The organism is Streptomyces sp. WG7 (assembly GCF_049975785.1).
GTDB lineage: Bacteria > Actinomycetota > Actinomycetes > Streptomycetales > Streptomycetaceae > Streptomyces.
The window spans coordinates 15,766-32,227 of sequence record NZ_JBNGGE010000069.1; the positions used below are offsets into that span (position 1 = coordinate 15,766).

At 71.2% G+C, this 16,462-nt stretch carries 15 protein-coding genes and 1 pseudogene; 8 read left to right on the forward strand and 8 right to left on the reverse strand.

Going from position 1 to position 16,462, the window contains the following annotated elements; genetic code table 11:
• Positions 1-33: 33 nt before the first annotated feature.
• Positions 34-2,724, forward strand: a complete 2,691-nt coding sequence (locus tag ACP4J0_RS35925; RefSeq protein WP_426603252.1) for a GNAT family N-acetyltransferase — start codon at positions 34-36, stop codon at positions 2,722-2,724.
• Positions 2,725-2,774: 50 nt separating this feature from the next.
• Entirely contained in the window at positions 2,775-3,287 is a 513-nt protein-coding gene (locus tag ACP4J0_RS35930; RefSeq protein WP_426603254.1) for a flavodoxin domain-containing protein, read from the forward strand.
• 132 nt (positions 3,288-3,419) lie between these two features.
• Here the strand turns inward: ACP4J0_RS35930 and ACP4J0_RS35935 are convergent, their stop codons facing one another.
• Entirely contained in the window at positions 3,420-4,025 is a 606-nt protein-coding gene (locus tag ACP4J0_RS35935) for an alpha/beta hydrolase (protein WP_426603256.1), read from the reverse strand.
• A 526-nt stretch (positions 4,026-4,551) separates the two neighbouring features.
• On the opposite strand from ACP4J0_RS35935, the gene ACP4J0_RS35940 reads away from it, so the two are divergent.
• Positions 4,552-5,622, forward strand: a complete 1,071-nt coding sequence (locus ACP4J0_RS35940; RefSeq protein ID WP_426603258.1) for a zinc-dependent alcohol dehydrogenase family protein — start codon at positions 4,552-4,554, stop codon at positions 5,620-5,622.
• Between the two features lie 46 nt (positions 5,623-5,668).
• On the forward strand, positions 5,669-6,109 hold the full coding sequence (locus ACP4J0_RS35945) for a pyridoxamine 5'-phosphate oxidase family protein (RefSeq protein ID WP_426603260.1): 441 nt from the start codon (positions 5,669-5,671) through the stop codon (positions 6,107-6,109).
• Between the two features lie 101 nt (positions 6,110-6,210).
• Here ACP4J0_RS35945 and ACP4J0_RS35950 read toward each other — a convergent pair whose 3' ends face one another.
• Positions 6,211-6,891 carry a CBS domain-containing protein gene (locus ACP4J0_RS35950; RefSeq protein WP_426603262.1) on the reverse strand — a complete coding sequence of 227 codons (681 nt, stop codon included), beginning with the start codon at positions 6,889-6,891 and terminating at the stop codon, positions 6,211-6,213.
• Between the two features lie 32 nt (positions 6,892-6,923).
• Positions 6,924-7,382, reverse strand: coding sequence for a cyclic nucleotide-binding domain-containing protein (locus ACP4J0_RS35955; protein ID WP_426603264.1), 459 nt, complete (start codon positions 7,380-7,382; stop codon positions 6,924-6,926).
• Between the two features lie 608 nt (positions 7,383-7,990).
• Here ACP4J0_RS35955 and ACP4J0_RS35960 point away from each other — a divergent pair.
• A complete protein-coding gene (locus tag ACP4J0_RS35960; RefSeq protein ID WP_010358257.1) occupies positions 7,991-8,272 on the forward strand; it encodes a metal-sensitive transcriptional regulator in 282 nt (93 codons plus the stop codon).
• A 111-nt stretch (positions 8,273-8,383) separates the two neighbouring features.
• Here ACP4J0_RS35960 and ACP4J0_RS35965 read toward each other — a convergent pair whose 3' ends face one another.
• The 4 genes from ACP4J0_RS35965 to ACP4J0_RS35980 all read right to left on the reverse strand — a co-directional run bounded on the left by ACP4J0_RS35965 (position 8,384) and on the right by ACP4J0_RS35980 (position 11,604).
• Positions 8,384-8,959 (reverse strand): rhodanese-like domain-containing protein, encoded by a 576-nt coding sequence (locus ACP4J0_RS35965; protein WP_426603266.1) that lies wholly within the window; start codon positions 8,957-8,959, stop codon positions 8,384-8,386.
• Positions 8,960-9,098: 139 nt separating this feature from the next.
• Positions 9,099-9,842: a sulfite exporter TauE/SafE family protein gene (locus tag ACP4J0_RS35970; protein ID WP_426603268.1), complete on the reverse strand. Its 744-nt coding sequence runs from the start codon at positions 9,840-9,842 to the stop codon at positions 9,099-9,101.
• Positions 9,839-10,204, reverse strand: coding sequence for a rhodanese-like domain-containing protein (locus tag ACP4J0_RS35975; protein WP_426603270.1), 366 nt, complete (start codon positions 10,202-10,204; stop codon positions 9,839-9,841). The genes ACP4J0_RS35970 and ACP4J0_RS35975 overlap by 4 nt, the downstream gene beginning before the upstream one ends.
• Positions 10,205-10,239: 35 nt before the next feature.
• Positions 10,240-11,604 carry an MBL fold metallo-hydrolase gene (locus ACP4J0_RS35980; protein ID WP_426603272.1) on the reverse strand — a complete coding sequence of 455 codons (1,365 nt, stop codon included), beginning with the start codon at positions 11,602-11,604 and terminating at the stop codon, positions 10,240-10,242.
• 169 nt (positions 11,605-11,773) lie between these two features.
• Here ACP4J0_RS35980 and ACP4J0_RS35985 point away from each other — a divergent pair, with 169 nt between their 5' ends.
• Positions 11,774-12,169, forward strand: a complete 396-nt coding sequence (locus tag ACP4J0_RS35985) for a DUF302 domain-containing protein (protein ID WP_426603282.1) — start codon at positions 11,774-11,776, stop codon at positions 12,167-12,169.
• Positions 12,170-12,473: 304 nt separating this feature from the next.
• On the opposite strand, the gene ppdK is transcribed toward ACP4J0_RS35985, so the two are convergent.
• On the reverse strand, positions 12,474-15,179 hold the full coding sequence (gene ppdK, locus ACP4J0_RS35990; RefSeq protein ID WP_426603274.1) for a pyruvate, phosphate dikinase: 2,706 nt from the start codon (positions 15,177-15,179) through the stop codon (positions 12,474-12,476).
• Between the two features lie 353 nt (positions 15,180-15,532).
• Here ppdK and ACP4J0_RS35995 point away from each other — a divergent pair.
• Positions 15,533-16,081: pseudogene (locus ACP4J0_RS35995) on the forward strand (radical SAM protein); the annotation flags it as partial.
• A 205-nt stretch (positions 16,082-16,286) separates the two neighbouring features.
• The coding region (locus tag ACP4J0_RS36000; protein ID WP_426603284.1) for a CBS domain-containing protein at positions 16,287-16,462 on the forward strand (176 nt) is incomplete at its 3' end.

Genomic DNA, 16,462 nt, shown 5'->3' on the forward strand with positions numbered 1-16,462 from the left:
GACGCAACCAGGCCCAGGAGAGAGGAGAGACCGATGACGGACGAACTGGGGCGTCCCGCGATCCACGCCCTGCTGGCGGACGGCATCACCGTCCGTATCCGCGCCGTGGAACCCGAGGACCACGATCAACTCCATCGGCTCTACGAGGAGATGTCACCCGAGAACCTGCGGATGCGCTTCTTCGCCGTGAGTCCTCACTCCGCCGCCGTCGCCGCAGACCACGCCTGTGAGCCGCCCCGACCAGGGCACCGGGCGCTTGTGGCGGAGCTGCGGGGGCGGATCATCGGCCTCGCGGAGTACGACGAAGGGGAGGAGCGGGGATCGGCCGAGCTGGCCGTCGCCGTCGCGGACCGCTTGCATCACCACGGCGTGGGCACCCTGCTCGTCGAGCACCTGGCGTCCGCCGCCCGGGCCGACGGCCTCACGTGTTTCGTGGCCGACGCCCTCAGTGAGAACCGGGAAGTGCTCCGTCTGTTCAGCGACCTCGGGCTGCGTGTCACCCACCGCATGGACGGGCCCGAGACACGCTGCACCATCGTGCTCGACCAGGACGACACCTATCTGAGGGCGGTGGAGAATCGCGGGTGCACCGCGGACGTGGCCAGCATGGAGCCCCTGTTCAGACCGCAGACGGTCGCCGTCGTCGGGGCCGGCCGACGGCCCGGCTCCGTGGGACGCGCCGTGCTTCGCCACCTGCGTACCGGCAACTTCACCGGCCGGTTGTTCGCCGTGAACCCGCATGCCCACGCACTTCTCGGCGTTCCGTCGTATCCCGCGGTCATAGCACTGCCCGTCCCGCCCGACCTCGTCGTGATCGCCACCCCGGCCGCCGCCGTGCCGAACGTGGCGGAGGACTCCGGGAAGGCGGGCGCACGTGCCCTGGTGGTCGTGTCGGCAGGTCTTGACCCCGCTCAGGCACAGGCGCTGCTCACCGCGTGCCGCACCCACGGTATGCGCCTCGTCGGCCCGAACTGCCTCGGTGCCGCCAACACCGACCCGGCGCTGCGGATGGACGCGACCTTCGCCGCCGCACACCCGAGCCGCGGGACCGCCGGTATCGCCGTTCAGTCCGGTGGTGTCGGCATCGCCCTGCTCGACGGGCTGTCCCGCCTGGGTATCGGGGTGTCGACGTTCGCCTCGCTCGGCGACAAGTACGACGTCAGCGGCAACGACCTGCTCCAGTGGTGGGAGAACGACGGCGTCACCGATCTCGCCCTGCTGCACCTGGAGTCCTTCGGCAATCCGCGGGCCTTCTCCCGCACCGCCCGGCGGGTCACCCGCCGGATGCCGTTGCTGACCGTCGACGCCGGCCGCACCGACGCGGGCCGTCGTGCCGCCGCCTCGCACAGTGCCGCCGCGGCCACCGGCACCCTGACCAGGCAGGCGCTGTTCACCCAGGCCGGCATCACCGCGACCCGCTCCATCGGAGAACTGCTGGAGACGGCAGCCCTGTTCCATGCCCAGCCTCTGCCCGCCGGGAACAAGGTCGCCGTCGTCACCAACGCGGGCGGGGCCGGTGTACTGGCCGCGGACGCGTGTGTGGAGGCGGGACTCCTCCTGCCCGCCCCCACCCCCGAACTGGTCCAGGACCTGCTTGCCGTGCTGCCCGACGGGGCAGCCGTCGGCAACCCGGTGGACGTCACCGCCGCTGTCGCCGAGGACGAACTGCGCGATTGCCTCGACCGGCTCACCACCCACCGCGTTGTCGACGCCGTCGTGGTCGCCCTCGTCCCCACGGCCGTGGCCGCCGCGACCGGTGACGACCTGGCACGAGCCGTCACCCAGGGCCCCGGCAGACGGCGCATCCCCGTAGTCCTGGTCCGCCTGGAACAGGACGTGCCCGTGCGCTTGCTGCCGGCCAGCGAAGGCGGAGCGATCCCCTCCTACGCCGAACCGCACGCGGCGGCACGCGCGCTCGCCCACGCCGCCCGCCGGACCGCCTGGCTGGCCCGCCCGCCCGGCACCAGGCGGACCCCGGACGGCATCGACACCCAACGCGCGCACGCCCTGGCCGACGACTGGCTCACCGCACACCCGGACGGCGGCTGGCTCGGACCGCGGACGTGCGCCGAACTCCTGAGCTGCTACGGCATCCCCCAGTCCCCATGGGCGTGGGCGGAGACCGAGGACGACGCCGTACGTGCCGCGGAGCGTCTGGGCGGCCCGGACGGCCGGGTCGTTCTGAAGGCGTACTGGCCGGGACTGGTGCACAAGAGCGCGCAGCGTGCCGTTCATCTCGATCTGCGGGGCGAATCCCAGGTACGGGGCGCTTACCGGGACCTTCGGACACGCTTCGCAGGGCTGATGAGCGGGGCCGTCGTGCAACCGCTGGCGGAACGCGGCACCGAACTGCTCGCCGGTGTCGTCCAGGACCAGGTCTTCGGACCGCTGGTCGTGTTCGGACTGGGCGGCACCGCCACGGAGGTGTTCGCCGACCGGGCGGCCCGTCTCGCCCCGCTCACCGACCTGGACGTGCACGACCTGATCACCTCACCGCGCTGTGCTCCGCTGCTCTTCGGCTCGGTCGGCTCGGACCCCGTCGACCTCGACGGCCTGGAGCAACTGCTCCACCGGCTCTCCCGGATGTCCGAGGACCTGCCGCAGCTGGCCGACGCCGACTTCAACCCGGTCCTCGCGACATCCGGCGGCCTCACGGTCCTGGACGTCCGTGCACGCCTGCTGCCGTGCCGCCCGCAGGACCCCTATCTGCGCCGCCTCCGCTGAGGAGACAGCACGTGAGCAGTGGACCGACCCTCGAAAGAAGGTGAACCGCCATGCTGGAGAAGGTGCTCGTAGCCTACGGATCGACCAACGGGTCGACGGCCCGGATCGCCGAGACCGTCGCCGCGGTCCTGCGCGAGAAGGGCGTCGCGGCCGAGGCGCTGCCCGCCCGGTCGGTGACGGATGTGAAACCGTATGACGCCGTGGTGGTCGGCGGCGGGCTCTACGCGGGACGCTGGCACAGGGACGCCCGCCGCTTCGCACGCAGGTTCCGCCATGAGCTGCGCCTCAGGCCGGTGGCGTTCTTCAGCAGTGGACCACTCGACCCCTCGGCCCGGGAGCGGAACATCCCGCCCGTGCCCGGAGTCCAGCGGGCCATGAACGAACTGGACGTTGCCGAGCACGTCACCTTCGGGGGCTGCCTGCAGAAGGGCGCCCACGGGTGGGTCGCCGGCATGATTCTGCGGAGCGGCAAGGGTGGGGACTTTCGGGACTTCCGGGCCATCGAGTCGTGGGCCGCCGGTTTGGTGGAGGAGCTTGCCACAGGTCGGGAGGCGTTGCGGTAGCACGAACAACGGCGCGTGTGCGACGTTCCAGGTGCCAGAGCTCCTTTCGGGACACCTGGAACGCCACGCCGGGATTGACCGTCACACCGAGTGGTCCACCGTCAGGGAAGGCCGGATGCTGTGCTGCGGCCTTCACTCCCGGCCGGTCGTGAACCAGTCGCGGATCAGATCCGTGAGGGTCTCTGCGGCTCCGGGACCCGCCAGGACGCCCGTGGCGCCGGGCACCACCGTGACGTGGTGCCGACAGTTCATCCAGTCGGCAGCGAGCCGACTGAGGCCCGCGCCCTGGGGGTCGAGACCGCCGACCACGAACAGGGTCGGCGCCCGTACCCGGGCCAGTGCCGCAGGGCCGGCCAGCTCCGGCCGGCCGCCCAGGGAGACGACGGCTCGGATCTCGTCATCGGCCGCCGCCGCCCGCAACGCGGCAGGCGCACCCGCTTCGCTCCCGACGTACCCCACGGGCAGTCCGGTCTCCCGGCGCAGCCACTGCGTCGCTGTTTCCAGGCGCCGGGCCAGCAGCACCACGTCGAAGAGCTTGTGCCGGTCACTTCGCTCCTCCTCGGTCAGCAGACCGAGCAGCAGAGTGCCGATCCCGGCGCGATGGAGGCGCGGGGCGGTGTACGCGTACCACGAACCGGGGCGACCGCCTCCGGCACTGTGGGCGATGGACAGCACGACGCGGGTCGTGGCGGGCAGAGAGAGCCCTGCGGTCAGGTGCGTCCGACCGGCGGGCACCACCACTTGCTCCTCGCGCGGTCCGTCGGCGGACCACGTCGCTATTGGCCCGTGCGGCGCATCCGGCCACGGGGTGCGGGGCCGGAGGAGGTCCAGCCGCTCGATGCCGCGAGGCGGGTGCCGATCGGCTTCCGTACGGCTCACGGAGCGCATGACGCACCTCCTGGCTTGCGGTGGGTCGGTGGTGGCGGTTGCCACCGCCTGCACTGTCATTGCATCGCGCGCTCACCGGGCGGGGCAGAGGCAATCGGTCCCGACCAGCCGGGCCGACCGGCCCTGCTCGGAGGCCGACGGGGCCGGAGCACGTCCGGTTGCGGCCGGCCACTGGGAAGTGGCACGCGCGCCGGTCCCAGGCCGGGGCCGACAGGCGGGGCACGAGGGCCGACCGGCCCAAGCGCGTACGCGAACCCCAGGGAGAGTCTGGAGTTGTGGAGCAATCCCCGTCGCACCGACGGTCGAGGGCCAGCCCGGCGGAGGCTGGTCAGCGAGGCTCCGGATGCTCCCGAGCGCAGAGAGGGTGAGCATCGCGATGAAGGGTTACGTGTTCCACGGGCCGGGCCGGTCCGCGTGGGAGGACATACCCGACCCGGACCTCAAGGAGCCCACCGACGCCGTGGTCCGGGTCGACGCCGTCACCATCTGCGGGACGGACCTGCACATCCTGAAAGGGGACGTTCCCGAGGTGCGCCCCGGAACCGTCCTCGGCCACGAGGCGGTCGGCGAGATCGTCGAGGTCGGCACGGACGTGCGCACCGTACGTCCGGGAGACCGCGTCCTGGTGTCCTGCATCACCGCCTGCGGAAGGTGCCGCTACTGCCGTGAGGGCGTGTACGGCCAGTGCCTCGGCGGAGGCGGCTGGATCCTCGGCCACCTGATCGACGGCACACAGGCGGAGTACGTACGAGTTCCATACGCCGACCTCTCCGTGCACCCCCTGCCTGGCGCGGTCACCGACCAGGACGCCGTACTGCTGGCCGACATCTTCCCGACGGCCTACGAGGTGGGAGTGCTCAACGGGAGCGTCCGCCCCGGGGACACGGTCGTCGTGGTGGGCGCCGGGCCCATCGGACTGGCCGCCGTGGCCACGGCACGGCTGTTCGCCCCCGAGCGCATCGTCGCCGTGGACCTGGCCGGCGCTCGGCTGGAGGCCGCCAGGAAACTCGGTGCCGACGCGGTGGCCGACGCCCGGGAGACCCCGGAGCAACTGGTCGCCGACCTGACCGGAGGACTCGGCGCCGACGTCGTCATCGAGGCCGTGGGCATACCCGAGACGTTCGAGATGTGCACCCGCATGGTGCGCCCGGGCGGACACGTCGCCAACGTCGGCGTGCACGGCAGGCCGGCGACCCTGCACCTGGAAGACCTGTGGATCAAGAACGTCACGATCACCACCGGCCTGGTCGACACCCGGACCACGCCGACTCTGCTGCGCATGGCGGCATCCGGACGGCTTCCCACCGCCCAGTTGGTGACCCACACCTTCCTGCTGGAGCGCATGGAGGAGGCGTACGAGGTCTTCGCCGGTGCCGCGGACACCGGAGCACTGAAGGTGGTCCTCGGCGGTCCGCGCCGGGAAGTCGTCGCACCCAGGACGGTGTGACACGGCCCGTCCAGCACGAGACCCACGAGCGAGAGACGGCGGGCGGATGTACCGCAACGACGGGTTCCGGGAACTGAGCCGACAGGAGTGCCTGAGGCGGCTGTCGCAGGCCGACGTGGGCCGTGTCATCTTCACGCGCGACGCTCTGCCGGCGGTGCTGCCGGTCAACTTCCTGCTGGAGCCGGACGGCGCCGTGCTGCTGCGTACCTCGGCGTCCTCCGAGATGGCCCGCGCCGTCGACGGCGCCGTGGTCGCCTTCGAAGGGGACGAGGTCGATGCCGCGGCGCACGCGGGCTGGAGCGTCGTCGTCACCGGGCTCGCCTCCGTGGTGACCGACTCCACCGATCACGACCGGCTGACGAGGGCCGGCCCTCGTTCGTGGGTGGCCTGGCCGGACGAAGTCTTCGTCCGCATCGAGCCAGAACTGGTCACGGGACGCGAACTCCTGGGCAGCCGCACCATGTACGGGCTGTCCCTTCCTTCATGAGCGGCGTCGGCGCCAGTCGGTACACACGTACCACCTACTGGGACGGGAGTGCGCGGCCGGACGCTGCATGCATCCGGCCGCGCACACCGTAACCGGTTTCGTCAGGGCTGAGTAGCTGCGACGGTCTCACGGGGTCCGCCGCGCTCGACCCGGCACTCGACGTCGACGACACCCTCTACGGCGCGAACCAGTCGGATGGCGACGGGAACGAGGGCAGTGTCGCGGAACGGACCGGCGAGCGTGACCACGCCGTCGGAGACGGCCACCCGGACAGGCTGGGAGGGAGCCGGGAAAAGGTACGGCACGATCTCCCGGTCGACCTCCTCGGCGATCTCCTCGTCCGAACGCAGGAAGACGCGCAGCAGATCACCTCGGCTCACGACGCCCTCCAGCAGACCTCCGGAATTGACCACCGGCAGACGCTTGACCCTCCTCTGAGCCATGATGCGGGCCGCCTCCGCCAGCGTGGCGTCGGGGTGGACGGTGACGGCCGGCGCGGACATCACGTCGGCGGCCGCCAGTCCGCCCGCCTTGGCCAGATCGGCCAGGCGGCGCATCTGGGTGAACCGGTCCAGGTCGCTGTCGCGGAACTCCTCCTTGGGCAGCAGGTCGGCCTCCGAGACGACGCCTATGACACGTCCCTCACCCGCCAGCACGGGCAGGGCACTGACCTTCCACTGCTGCATGAGCGTGACGATGTCCTTGAACGGTGCGTCGCGGCCCACGGCCACGACGGTGTGCGTCATGACATCACTCACGACGCGCGGGCTGCCGTACAGCATGATTCTCCTCCTCTCGGAGCGCGACACATGTGTCACAGGAGGCTTCCGCTCCCGTGGGGCCCGTACAGGTCGAGCAGCCGGATCCGGGCGGCGTGCAGCCGGTGGGCGACGACGTTGCCGACCCAGGTGGCGACCGCGCGGCCGAACACCGGATCCTGGGCGCACAGGGCACGGACGGCCTCGGCGTCGAACTCCCAGACCCGTACCGGGGTCATCGCCTCGGCACCCAGATGCCACAGGCAGGGCGGGAAGTGCCAGGACCAGCCGACCAGTTCCCCGTGTCCCAGCGACTCGATGACAGCGGCCCGGCGGCCTGGTACGCGGAGGTCGAGGGTGACGGTGCCGGTGCGGACGATCCAGAACCTGTCGGCACGACCGCCCTCCTCGAACAGTCGCGCGCCTGCCACGTAGGACACCTCGCGCGCGACTCGCATCAGTCGTTCACGATGTTCGACCGGGAGGCCCCCGGTCAGTGAGGTGGTGGAGGTCATCGTTGCGCTCCCTACTTCTCGGGGCACGCGGCCAGGCAGCGTTCAGCGGTGCCTGCGTCCCGGACGTGAACCGGGTGGCGCGTCCTTCGCTGATTCCAGGCTGGCCCTGTCCGGAGCCGGAAGCCATGGGCTGTCCGGGTCCGATCGCCGGCCGTTCGGCCCTGACGTGCACGGCCCGGTTCTCTCGAAGCTGCCGCGAAGTGACGAGCCTCGCCGCCAGCGAAGGCGGTGAAGTCGGCGCGGGCCTGTTCGACGGCTTCCGGGTACGCTGCCCGTTCCTCGTGCTCGGCGAGCGCCCGGTAGATGCTGACGACGGACGGGCTCTGCCCCTTGCGCTTGCCGGTGGGGATGATCAGGCCAGGTTGGATCTGCTCGGTGGACTCGCCGTTCGCCCGCCTGCGGAGCCGGTGTGCAGCATGTCCTCGGTGATGACCGGCTTGCTCGGTGCCGGGAATGCGCACGTCGATGACGGTCAGCTCGTGCGGGCGGGCGTTGGCCTGGTCGACAGTGAGGGCGATGGTGGTGGAGCGACGGGGATTTTCCTTGGCCCGGTTGGGGTTGGCCCTTCAGTAGGATACCCAAGGGGGTATCTCGAAGGAGTGTGTGTTGTGGAACTTGCGATGGCGGCTGAGGAACTGAAGACGGTGGTCAACCGGCTGCGCCGGGCGCAGGGCCAGATCGCCGGTGTGATCAAGATGATTGAGGAGGGGCGAGACTGCGAGGACGTCGTTACCCAGCTCGCCGCGGCGTCCAGGGCTCTGGACAAGGCCGGTTTCGCGATCATCGCCACAGGGCTGCAGCACTGCCTGACCGATGCGGACATGGCTGCTTCCGGTGATCGGGAGCAGATGCGCACCCGGCTGGAGAAGCTGTTCCTTTCTCTGGCCTGAGCTGTGGTGCCGCGACGCCGCATCACCCGCCTGGGTCGGAGCGGTTGGCCCACGGCCTGGCATATGAGAGGGGAGGGATCCCGAACCGGGTCCCTCCCCTCGCGGTGTGGTTCAGTGGTTGCGCAGTGCGGCCAGTGTGTTGTCGAGGTCGGCGGCGCGGGGGCGGTTGTGGGGGAGCTTGGCGAGCATGGCGGCCATGCCGCAGGTGTTGGTCAGGGCGGAGAAGACCAGACCGCCTGCGACGCCGGCGGAGATGAGCTGGAAGGCGGGGTGGACGACGAGCCCGAGCAGCAGGCCGAGCAGCACGATCACTCCTGCGGCGAGCCTCACCTGCCGCTCCATGCCCCAGGTGGCACGGGAGGCGCTCTGGGGGCGGTGGAGTTCGTGGCCGTCGGCCGCCCAGGCTCCGGTGCCTCCCGACAGGGTGGCGGCCCTGACGCCGTTCTCCGCGAGAACCTTGCAGGCGTTCTGGGAGCGGGCGCCCGAGGCGCAGACGACCAGGACGTCGCCGCGGTCGGTGGCGTGACGGATGTCGGGCAGCGCGCGCTGGATCTGGTCGAGAGGGATGTTGAGCGCGCCGGGGAGGCGACCGCCGGCGTATTCGCCGGGGGTACGCACGTCGATGACGGTCAGTTCGTGCAGTCGGGTGCGCGCCTCGTCGGTGGCGAGGGCCGTGGGGGTGGTCATGGCAGATGTCTTCCTTGCGTGTAGGAGTTTTGGTGGAGGCTGATCTGGCGGGAGCCGGACTGAAGGCGGTCCTCAGATGTGAGACGGGCTGGGGAAGCGCTCCCGGCCCCTGTTCCTGAGCTGTTGACGGCCCTGGCGTTCAGATGATCACGTCGACGAGCATGAAGGCCGCCACCGCCAGCAGGACACTGGCGAAGATCTTTTGGAGGGTGGTGCCGGAGACCTTCGTCGCGAGGCGTTTGCCGTCCCAGGCGCCGAGGATCGCGGCTCCGGTGAACGGGCCGATGATCTCCCAGTGGAGCCCGCCCCCGGTGCCGGTGCGAGCGGCGAGCGCGGCGATTGAGTTCACCGTGATGACGAGCAGGCTGGTGCCCACCGCCCGCCGCATGGCCAGACCCAGGACGCTCACCAGGGCGGGCACGGCGAGGAATCCCCCGCCGACCCCCAGAAAGCCCGTCACGGCGCCGAGCCCGGCACCGGCGCCGGCCGCCTTGCCGGGACGGACCCGGTCCGGCGGCTTGGACGCGGACGGACGCAGCATACGCAGGGCCGCCAGCGCGGCGATGAGCGCGAACGCCGACGTCAGTACCGCTTCGGGCAGGTTTCCTGCGACGGCCCCGGCGAGGAAGGCAGGGACGATGCCCGCCGCGGCGAACAGTGCCCCCGTCTTCCATGCCACGTTCCCGTCGCGGGTGTGGGCGTACAGGGCCGTGACGGAGGTGGCGGTGACGATGATCAGGCTGGCGGTGGTGGCGGCGGCCGGTGTGAAGCCGAGCAGGTAGATCAGTGCCGGTACGGCAAGGACGCTGCCACCGCCGCCGAGGGCTCCCAGGGCGAGACCGATGACGGCCCCGGCAATGAGGGCCAGAACAAGTACAGTCACGCTATCCGGCCGCTGTTCCCGCGTCCGTCGACCACCGGATGCCCGGCAGCGGTCCACGCGTTCATGCCGCCTTCAACGTCCACCGCCTGCGCTCCGCGTTCAGCGAGGAGCTTGGCCGCCTGCTGGGAGCGGTGCCCGCTGCGGCAGATCACCACCAGCGGACGCCCGTCAGCTTCAGCGGGCAGGGCGGCGCCGGCGACCAGTTTCGTCAGCGGTACGTGCACGGCGCCCGGAGCGTGGCCCGTAGCCCATTCCGGTTTCTCACGCACATCCAGCAGGACGGCCTCGGGCTGATCGCCGCTGGTGCGGCTGCGTGCCTCGTCGACCGTGACACGGGGTCCGTTTCGGCGAAAGAGGAACATCACACGCTTCCTTCCTTGCGGGGGAACGGTCGGAATCAGCCGGAGGTCAGGGGCAGCCCGGCATCCGTCGCAGCGTTGAAGCCGTCGTCGACGGCGACCACCTCGCGTCCGGCGGCGTCCAGCAGGGAGGCGGCGATCGCCGCGCGCATCCCGCCGGCGCAGTGCACCCACACCGTTCCCTCCGGCACCTCGCCGATACGGCCGTGCAGCTCGTGGATCGGGATGTGGACCGAGCCCGCGATGTAGCCGCCCGCGCGCTCCGAATCCCGGCGCACGTCCAGGACGACAACATCGTCGCCGCGCTCACGGACGTCGGCGAGGTCGGCGAAGCGGGCACGGGGGAAGGAGGCGAGCAGCTCGCCCTCGCGGACCCAGCCGGCCGGGTCGCCGGTGGCGGCGGCGGCCGGGCGGTCGATGCCCACCCGCGCCAGCTCCCGCTGCGCATCGGCAATCTGCCCGGGAGTGTCGGCGAGCAGGGTGACGGGCTTGCCCCACGGGATCAGCCAGGCCAGGTAGGTGGCGAGCTTGCCCTCGCCCTCGAAGTTGAACGACCCGGCCACGTGCCCCTCGGCGAAGGTCATGCGGCTGCGCAGGTCCACCACCCACTCGCCCGCGGCCAGCCGGGAGGCGATTCCCTCGTCGTCCGCACGCGCAGGCGGGGTGAGGTCGACGGGTGCGGGACCCGCGGCGTTGGCCGGGCCCATGTGCGCGTAGTAGGCAGGTACGTCGTCCAGGCCGTCGAGCACCTGGGCGACGAACGTGTCCACGTCCAGGGTCAGCGCGTCGTTGGTCTCGCGCTCCTTGCCGATCGTGGTCGTGTCCCCCTCGGCCTGGGAGGAGGAGCAGAAGCTGCCGAACCCGTGGGTGGGCAGGACCGGCACCTCGTCGTCGAGCTCGTCGGCCAGGCGGTGGGCGGAGGTGTGCTGGGCTCGGGCCAGTCGCTCGGTCAGCCGCGGTTCGACCAGGTCCGGGCGACCGACGGTGCCGATGAGGAGCGACCCTCCGGTGAACGCCGCCACACCGCGTCCGTCCTCCGCAAGGGCGTATGAGGTGTGGTGCGGGGTGTGCCCGGGAGTAGCGATCGCCCGCAGCACCAGGCCCTCGTCCACCGTCACGGTGTCGCCGTCGGCGACCGGGGTGCGGTCGAAGGACACCTGTGCCCCGGCCGGAACCAGGTACTGGGCGCCGGTGACGCGGGCCAGCTCCAGGCCGCCGGTGACGTAGTCGTTGTGCACGTGGGTCTCGGCCACGAAGGCGATGCGCACCCCGCGGCGGGCCGCCGCGGCGATGACCTGGTCGATGTCGCGCGGCGGGTCGATGACCACCGCGGCACCGGGTCCGCCGGCCAGGTAGCTCCGGTTGCCCAGACCCTCGAACTCCAGGGTGTCAACGAAGAACACGGCTCACGACTCCTCTCGCACGGTTTACCCCGGGGGGTATCTGATGCTCACCATAACAACTATACCCGGGGGGGTATTCCATGCAGGGAAACCACGCGTCGCCTCGCGCCCTGCGGGTACCCGGCGGGGTATAGAGGAATCAATCGTTCCGCACTATCCGGGAGTGTCCGTGTCCTACGACCGCACCGTTCGCCTGGCCGCCACCGACTTCGATACTGCCGTCACTGCCGTACGCAAGGCCCTGGCCGACCAGGGATTCGGCATCCTCACTGAGATCGACGTGGCGGCCACCCTCAAGGCGAAGCTCGGCCACGACATGGAGGACTACCTGATCCTGGGCGCCTGCAACCCGCCGCTCGCGCACCGGGCCCTGGAGGCCGACCGCTCCATCGGCCTACTGCTTCCCTGTAACGTCGTCGTACGCCGCGACGGTGACCAGACGCTCGTCCAGGCCCTCGACCCGGGCACCATGGTCACCCTCACCGGTCTGGACACCCTCACGCCCGTCGCCGACGAAGCCACTGCCCGACTCGACGCCGCGCTCAGCGCCCTGGCCGCCACCTGACCTCAACCCCGTTCGGCATCTGGCCGACCCCGGAATGCCCCTAATACATCTGCCGGCTTCCAGCCGGTCAGCCGGAAGCCGGCCGGCCCGCGGGCCTTCAGGGTGCCGATCCGGCTGCACTGGCCGCCGTCGGCCGTGCGGTTTCCGCCTCGGGCGCGGTCGGGGGCCGGGCACCGAGGCCGCGGCGGCGAGGTCGAGGTGGGAGTTCGGGCTGGGTCCGGAATCCCGCCGGCGACGCACAGCCGCACAGGCTGTCCATCGCCGGCGGGATGAGGTCCGACAGGGCCGCGACGGCGTGGCCGGTTCATCTGCTGTCGCTCGTCCCGGCCCCGTCCAGCGCGGCCCGTCCGGCCTCCAGCCGTGCCACCGGGACCCGGAACGGTGAACAGGAGACGTAGTCGAGACCGGCGCTGTGGAAGAAGTGCACCGACTCCGGATCTCCGCCGTGTTCGCCGCATACGCCTGTCTCCAGGGCGGGGCGGGCGGCCCTGCCCTCGGCGAGGGCGATCTCCACCAGCCGTCCGACGCCCTCGCGGTCGATCGTCTCGAAGGGGGAGGCGGCGAAGACGCCCTTGTCGAGGTAGGCGGAGAAGAAGGCCGCCTCGACGTCGTCGCGGGAGAAGCCCCAGGTGGTCTGGGTGAGGTCGTTGGTGCCGAACGAGAAGAACTCCGCGACCTCGGCGATCGGGCCGGCGGTGAGCGCCGCCCGCGGAAGTTCGATCATGGTGCCGACCGGGCAGGCCACTGGAACGTCGGACGTTGCGGACACCTGGGCCAGGATGCGCTCCACATCCTCGCGTACCAGCCGGAACTCGGTGACGTCGCCGACGAGCGGCACCATGATTTCCGCCCGGGGGTTGCCACCCGCCCGGACACGCTCCACGGCTGCCTCGGCGATCGCCCGGACCTGCATGGCAACCAGTCCGGGAACCACCAGGCCAAGACGGACGCCTCGTAGCCCGAGCATCGGATTCTCCTCGTGCATGCGGTTGACGGCGTCCAGCATCTCGGCGTCGTGCCTATCCACGCCCTCGCCACGGGCCTCGGCGGCGGCGAGGCGGGTGGCGAGGGCGAGGCGGTCGGGCAGGAACTCGTGCAGCGGCGGATCGAGGAGGCGGATGGTGACCGGCAGCCCGTCCATCGCCGTGAGGATGCCCGTGAAGTCCGATCGTTGCAGCGGCAGCAGGGCGTCGAGCGCCCGGTCGCGGTCCGCGTCGGTTTGCGCCAGGATCATCCGCTCGACCAGTCGGCGCCGCTCGCCCAGGAACATGTGCTCGGTGCGGCACAGGCCGATGCCCTGGGCACCGAACCGACGGGCGCGCGCGGCGTCCTCGGGCGTGTCGGCGTTGGCCCTGACCTCCAGTCGCCGCACGGTGTCCGCGCGGTCCAGGGCACGGGTGACGGCGTCGACCACCGCGTCCGGAGCCTCGTCGGCCCCGTCGGCCGTACCGTTCTCCAGCCGGCGCATCACGGCGGAGTCGACGAGCGGCACCGCACCGGCGTACACCGTGCCCGTGGAGCCGTCCACGGACAGGACGGTGCCCTCCTCGACGACGGTGCCGTCGCCGGTGGTGAGCCGCCGGCCCCGGGTGTCCACGACGAGGTCCTCGGCGCCGCAGACGCAGACCTTGCCCATGCCGCGTGCGACCACGGCCGCGTGTGACGTCTTTCCGCCACGGCTGGTCAGCACCGCCCGGGCGGCGACCATGCCCGGCAGATCGTCCGGGTTGGTCTCCTGGCGCACCAGGACGACCGGCTCGCCGGCGGTGTGGCGCCGTACCGCCTCCGCGGAGTCGAAGACGGCCGTACCGACCGCGGCACCCGGCGAGGCCGGCAGGCCGCGTGTGAGCGGGTCTCCCGTCGCGGAGGCGTCGAAGCGGGGGAACATCAACCGGGCCAGTCCCTCCCCGCTCACCCGTGCCAGGGCATCGTCCGCGCTGATGAGGCCCTCGTCGGTCAGAGCGGCGGCGATGGTGAAGGCCGCCTCGGCGGTGCGCTTGCCCACCCGGGTCTGCAGCATCCACAGCTTTCCGCGCTCGATGGTGAACTCGATGTCGCACAGGTCGCGGTAGTGCTGCTCAAGGGCTCGCATGTGCGCCCGGAGCTGCCCGTAGGCGTGCGGGTCCATGTGCTCCAGTTCAGCGAGGGGGACGGTGTTGCGGATGCCGGCGACGACGTCCTCGCCCTGTGCGTCGGATAGGTAGTCGCCGTACAGTCCGCGCCGTCCGGTGGCCGGGTCGCGGGTGAAGGCGACGCCGCTGCCGGAGTCGGCCCCGAGATTGCCGAAGACCATGCGCTGTACGTTGACAGCGGTACCGAGATCGTCCGGGATGTGCTCGCGGTGCCGGTACAGCCGCGCCCGTTCGCTGTTCCAGGAGTCGAAGACGGCCAGGACCGCCCGCCGCAGCTGGTGAGCCGGGGACTGAGGGAAGTCCTCGCCGGTCTCGCGGCGGATCAGCTCCCTGTACGCCTCTACGAGCCCGGACAGGTCAGCGGCGTCGAGGTGCACGTCGTCCGGGACGCCCCGCAGCTCCTTCAACCGCTCCAGCGACGCCTCGAAGAGCGAGGCATCGACACCCATCACCGTACTACCGAACATCTGCACGAGTCGACGGTAGGAGTCCCAGGCGAACCGCTCGCTGCCGGACGCCTTCGCCAGGCCCGCCACGGAGTCGTCGTTCAGCCCGACGTCGAGGATCGTCTCCATCATGCCGGGCATGGAGAACCGGGCACCCGACCGCACGGACACCAGCAGAGGGTCGTCCCGCTGTCCCAGCCGCCGCCCGGCAGCCTGCTCCAGCTCGGCCAGGTGCGCGGAGACCTCTCGGGCGAGACCGGCGGGCTCCGCGCCGGTCTCCAGATACGCCCGGCACGCCTCGGTGGTGAGAGTGAAGCCCGGCGGGACCGGCAGACCGAGCCGGACCATCTCGGCCAGGTTGGCGCCCTTGCCGCCGAGCAGACCGGCCTCCTCACGCCCGCCGTCGGTGAAGTCGTACACGTATCGGACCATGACGCCCGCTCCTCGGCTCGGAGGACTGTGTGCCGGTTCGAGCACGGTGTGCCGTTTTCCAGCGTCCCTCCACCGACCGCCCCGGTGCGAGGCCGGCCGGTCCCGGAGAGGGGGCCGGTCGGCCCTTCCGTCGACCGACCGATCCCGGCGGTGACGGCTCCCCAGCAGGGTGCACCGGGGCGGTGGGGGAGGGCCGTACGTCCCGACGCCTCGGGCCGGCCGGAACGTGGAGGTGCGCCGGCCGGCACTCCCCGAGGACGCGGCCGAGGACGCGGCTGGGACGGTGAGGGGCCCAGCGAGTGAAGGACACGTGATGACCGTGCGACGGCGGCAGCAGCAAGCCCGGTCACGGCGAGTACCGCGCTTTCGTCATGACGACCGGGGGAGGCATAACCGTCAGCGGGGGAGAGTCCCTGCTCCAGCCGGCCTTCGTGGCGGCCGTCCTGCGCCGCTGCAAGGAATGCGGGCTGCACACGGCCCTCGACACGTCCGGATTCCTCGGCGCCCGAGCCGACGACGCCCTCATAGGGGACACCGACCTCGTGCTGCTGGACATCAAGTCCTTCGACGCCGCCGTCTACCACGCACTGACCGGCGGCGACCTCGCCTCCACCCTGGAGTTCGCCAGGCGCCTGGACCGGCTCGGCGCGCGCATGTGGATCCGGTACGTGCTGGTGCCGGGGTGGACCGACGACCTGAAGGCAGTGGACGGCTTGGCCCGGTTCGTCGCAGGGCTGCACGGCGTCAAACGCGTCGACGTTCTGCCGTTTCACAAGCTCGGAGCACCGAAGTACCGGCAACTCGGCATCCCGTTCCCCCTGCGGGACACGCCGGTACCCGACCCCGCGCTGACGTCACGCGTCCGTGAGGTGTTCCGGCAACGGGGCGCTTCCGCGTACTGACCACCCTCCGGTCCGTCGAGCGACGGAACAGACGCGACTTGTCGACGGTGGCAGGCGCGGGTCACGACAGCCCGACCGATCGTGCCGCCCTCGGCGGAGCGGGAAGGACGGCCCCGTGGAACGGACCGTTCGGCCCATGCCGGCCCAGGCGACAGGGCTGACTCTGGACATGTGAGAACGCCGCCCATATGTGCGGGAGGAAGCGATGTACGGCTCCGTATACACCGTGAGTGACGTCATGACCCGTTCCGTCGTGGCGCTGGCCGCCGGGGCGGGGTTCAAGGACATCGTGCGGACCCTGCGGACGCAGCGGATCAGTGCGCTCCCCGTCATCGACGAGGGGAACCGGGTGGTCGGCGTCGTCTCCGAGGCCGACCTGCT

What these genes read in the sequence shown, in the direction of transcription:
- ACP4J0_RS35975 (WP_426603270.1), bottom strand. Translation starts at nt 10,204, where the DNA reads ATGTTCCTCTTTCGCCGAAACGGACCCCGTGTCACGGTCGACGAGGCA.
- ACP4J0_RS35940 (WP_426603258.1), top strand. Translation starts at nt 4,552, where the DNA reads ATGAAGGGTTACGTGTTCCACGGGCCGGGCCGGTCCGCGTGGGAGGAC.
- ppdK (WP_426603274.1), bottom strand. Translation starts at nt 15,179, where the DNA reads ATGGTCCGATACGTGTACGACTTCACCGACGGCGGGCGTGAGGAGGCC.
- ACP4J0_RS35955 (WP_426603264.1), bottom strand. Translation starts at nt 7,382, where the DNA reads ATGACCTCCACCACCTCACTGACCGGGGGCCTCCCGGTCGAACATCGT.
- ACP4J0_RS35930 (WP_426603254.1), top strand. Translation starts at nt 2,775, where the DNA reads ATGCTGGAGAAGGTGCTCGTAGCCTACGGATCGACCAACGGGTCGACG.
- ACP4J0_RS35950 (WP_426603262.1), bottom strand. Translation starts at nt 6,891, where the DNA reads ATGCTGTACGGCAGCCCGCGCGTCGTGAGTGATGTCATGACGCACACC.
- ACP4J0_RS35965 (WP_426603266.1), bottom strand. Translation starts at nt 8,959, where the DNA reads ATGACCACCCCCACGGCCCTCGCCACCGACGAGGCGCGCACCCGACTG.
- ACP4J0_RS35945 (WP_426603260.1), top strand. Translation starts at nt 5,669, where the DNA reads ATGTACCGCAACGACGGGTTCCGGGAACTGAGCCGACAGGAGTGCCTG.
- ACP4J0_RS35925 (WP_426603252.1), top strand. Translation starts at nt 34, where the DNA reads ATGACGGACGAACTGGGGCGTCCCGCGATCCACGCCCTGCTGGCGGAC.